This is a genomic window from Zhongshania sp. (genome assembly GCF_041623545.1).
Classification (GTDB): Bacteria; Pseudomonadota; Gammaproteobacteria; order Pseudomonadales; family Spongiibacteraceae; genus Spongiibacter.
Genome location: NZ_JBFJWS010000354.1, coordinates 1 through 3095, shown reverse-complemented (window position 1 = coordinate 3095; position 3095 = coordinate 1). Strand labels below are relative to the sequence as shown.

At 50.7% G+C, this 3095-nt stretch carries 4 protein-coding genes and 1 pseudogene; 4 read left to right on the top strand and 1 reads right to left on the bottom strand.

Translation table 11 applies throughout. From position 1 onward, the window contains the following. The 4 genes and pseudogenes from ABYT30_RS17755 to ABYT30_RS17740 form a co-directional block, all read left to right on the top strand. Positions 1 to 214, top strand: a pseudogene (locus tag ABYT30_RS17755) (hypothetical protein); the annotation flags it as partial. A 43-nt stretch (positions 215 to 257) separates the two neighbouring features. Continuing rightward, a complete protein-coding gene (locus tag ABYT30_RS17750) occupies positions 258 to 1307 on the top strand; it encodes a heme A synthase (protein WP_373097820.1) in 1050 nt (349 codons plus the stop codon). Beyond that, positions 1304 to 2215, top strand: a complete 912-nt coding sequence (cyoE, locus tag ABYT30_RS17745; RefSeq protein WP_373082524.1) for a heme o synthase — start codon at positions 1304 to 1306, stop codon at positions 2213 to 2215. The genes ABYT30_RS17750 and cyoE overlap by 4 nt, the downstream gene beginning before the upstream one ends. Further along, complete coding sequence (locus ABYT30_RS17740) at positions 2212 to 2883, top strand: SCO family protein (protein WP_373082523.1); 672 nt, start codon at positions 2212 to 2214, stop codon at positions 2881 to 2883. The genes cyoE and ABYT30_RS17740 overlap by 4 nt, the downstream gene beginning before the upstream one ends. 29 nt (positions 2884 to 2912) lie before the next feature. Here ABYT30_RS17740 and ABYT30_RS17735 read toward each other — a convergent pair. Beyond that, the coding region (locus ABYT30_RS17735; protein ID WP_373097818.1) for a metal ABC transporter permease at positions 2913 to 3095 on the bottom strand (183 nt) is incomplete at its 5' end.

Below are 3095 nucleotides of genomic sequence, written 5' to 3'. Positions count from 1 at the left end.
GCACAGCGATATTACGGTGCTTCAAGTGGACGGCGAAGCATTTCTAAGCCAACTAAAGACTTTGGATATCAACCCATTTGATCCTAGTGCGTTTTATATTGTCGACCCCATGGGCTGGGTGATGATGTACTATCGCGCCGCCGATATGGAGCAGCTTACTTTGACCACCTTGGGTAAGGATGTATTAAAGGATATGCGGCGCTTAATCAAATAGTTCGGTATTAAACGGTTAGCTTAAGCACACACGGTAGAGAATGATGGCACTATTTAATTCAGCAGCGCAGCGCAAAGCAGGTTTTCGCTTGGCGCTTTTTTCCTGTCTAGTTGCAATAATTGTCCTCGCGATGGGCGTGTTTACTCGCTTGGCGGACGCCGGTTTGGGTTGCCCAGATTGGCCAACCTGCTACGGTCATGTACTGTGGCCTACGGACGATCACGAAGTGGCGCGGGCCAATGAGGCCTACCCTGATATGCCGGTTGAGCACGACAAAACCTGGCCAGAAATGATTCACCGCTATTTGGCTTCGAGCTTGGGTTTGCTGACGATTGGTCTGGTTGTTTTATCGATTCGAGAGCGCAAGCCGCAGCAGCCACTAAAACTACCCTTGTTTCTTTTAGGCTTTATTATTTTACAGGGCATGTTCGGCATGTGGACGGTCACCCTCAAACTGTGGCCGCAAGTCGTTACTTCGCATTTGCTGGGTGGGTTCACGACCTTAAGCCTACTATGGCTTTTGACACTGCGCTTAAACAACCAGCACTGGCAAATACCGGCGATAAGTGAAGCTAAGTTACAGGCTCTAAAACCCTTGGTTTTTCTGGGTTTAGTTGTTGTCGTCTGTCAGATTGCCCTTGGTGGTTGGACTACCGCAAATTACGCGGACATCGCCTGCCCGGACTTCCCACAGTGCCAAGGTTCATGGTTGCCGCCAATGAATTTTCGTGAGGGCTTTAACATAGCTCAGCATATTGGCCCCAATTACTTGGGTGGCACCATGGATAATGCGGCGCGGGTGGCGATCCATTTTAGTCACCGAGTTGGCGCCATGGTAACCGCCGCCTACTTGCTGTTTCTGTTTTTTAAATTACGCAGTATCGGCATGGCGCCGGCAAAGAAAGCCGCCAATGTGATGCTGGTAATCTTGGTAATACAAATTGCTTTGGGTATCAGCAATATTGAGTTCAGCTTCCCGATCGGTGTCGCTGTCGCTCATAACCTTGTTGGTGCACTTTTATTGCTTAGCCAAGTAACGATAAGTTACTTCGTATTTACAGCGGCGGTAAACCGCGGGGGAGTTCGGGTATGACACAGCCACAGTCAGCGGCGAGTTGGCGGGATTATTACGAGCTATGTAAGCCCAATGTGGTATTACTGATGCTGCTAACCTCGGTGATTGGCATGTTTATGTCGGTGCCCGGCATGGTGCCTTGGAACGCCTTGATTTATGGCAACCTCGGAATTGCTTTGTGTGCCGGTGCGGCAGCGGCGATCAATCATCTGGTCGACAGTCGCATTGATCTCGTTATGGCGCGCACCCACAATCGGCCAATAGCTCAGGGCCGGGTTAGCAACCGCAATGCTGGTATTTTTGCGGCGGTTATCGGCGGCGCCGGTATGGCGATTTTATTGATCAAGGTTAATGCACTAACTGCCTGGCTTACCCTCGCCTCGTTGCTTGGCTATGCCGTCGTATACACTCTTTATCTGAAGCGAGCGACACCACAAAATATCGTTATTGGCGGTATTGCTGGCGCTGCGCCGCCGCTATTGGGCTGGACAGCAGTGACGAATGAAGTCCACGGTCACGCCCTGCTATTAGTGTTAATTATCTTTATTTGGACGCCACCGCATTTCTGGGCCTTGGCTATTCACCGTCGCGACGATTATGCAAAAGTTGATATCCCTATGTTGCCGGTTACCCACGGCATCGCCTACACCAAGCTACACACTCTGCTTTATACCATTTTATTATTTGTGGTAACTCTGCTGCCCTTTGCCACCGGTATGAGCGGGTCGTTGTATTTACTCGGTGCAGTCTGTTTGGGCGCTGGGTTTCTCTATTGGTCGATCGTCTTATTGCGAGGTAAAAATCCGAAGGCACCGATGGCGACCTTTAAGTATTCCATCGTCTATTTAATGGCGCTGTTTATGATTATGCTTTTAGATCATTACTTGCTGCCTGCTATGACCATTTTTGAGGTTGATGTACGATGACACAGGAAACACAGGGCGCCGGCGGCACGGCGCAGCGCCAGCGGGGAATAAAATTAACAGTGCTCGCAATTGTCGCGGTGGGAATAGTGCTGGTGGCGGGGTTTTTTTACGCGGCAACTCGCGCGCGCATGATGACCGCCGAAGAGCTGAAATCCCAAGGCGCCTACCTTTATGAAAACCCGCGCACCCTACCTAATTTCAGTTTACTTAATGATCGCGGTGAAGCCATAACGCCCACGGCAATGGAAGGTAAGTGGAATTTAATCTTTTTTGGTTTTACCTACTGTCCGGATGTTTGCCCGACTACCCTTGCCCAGCTAAAAGCCTTTTATCAAGAGTTAGAGCCCGCAGTGCAGGCCGACACCCAAGTTTGGTTGGCTAGTGTTGATCCAGCCCGTGATACGCCGGAGCAGCTCCACAGTTATTTGGATTTTTTCCATCCGGCTTTTCGTGGCATTACCGGTGACTTTTTGGAGGTTCATCGCTTTGCCACATCGCTGAATATCCCCTTCACTAAAGTACCTGGTGGCGGCAGTAATTATCAGGTTGAGCACAGCGCTAATATTGCTTTAGTAAACCCGAAAGGTCACTCAGTGGGTTTCTTTAAAGCCCCGCTAGAAATCAGCAAATTGAAACGGGCATATTTGGCGATACGCGAATACCACTAACGCTAAATGGCGGCATCCCCCGTCGCCATTTAATTACTGCGCCTGTAGCCGGGCGCCAGTTGACCTAGTACAAATAAACAGCCAGCGCTCAGAACAATACTGGGTCCCGCTGGCGTATCCCAGTACCATGCGCCTGCCAAGCCTCCGCAAACCGCAAGTCCGCCTATGAGCGCGGCGAGTAGTGCGCCCTGCTCTGGGCTACGTGCGACCCT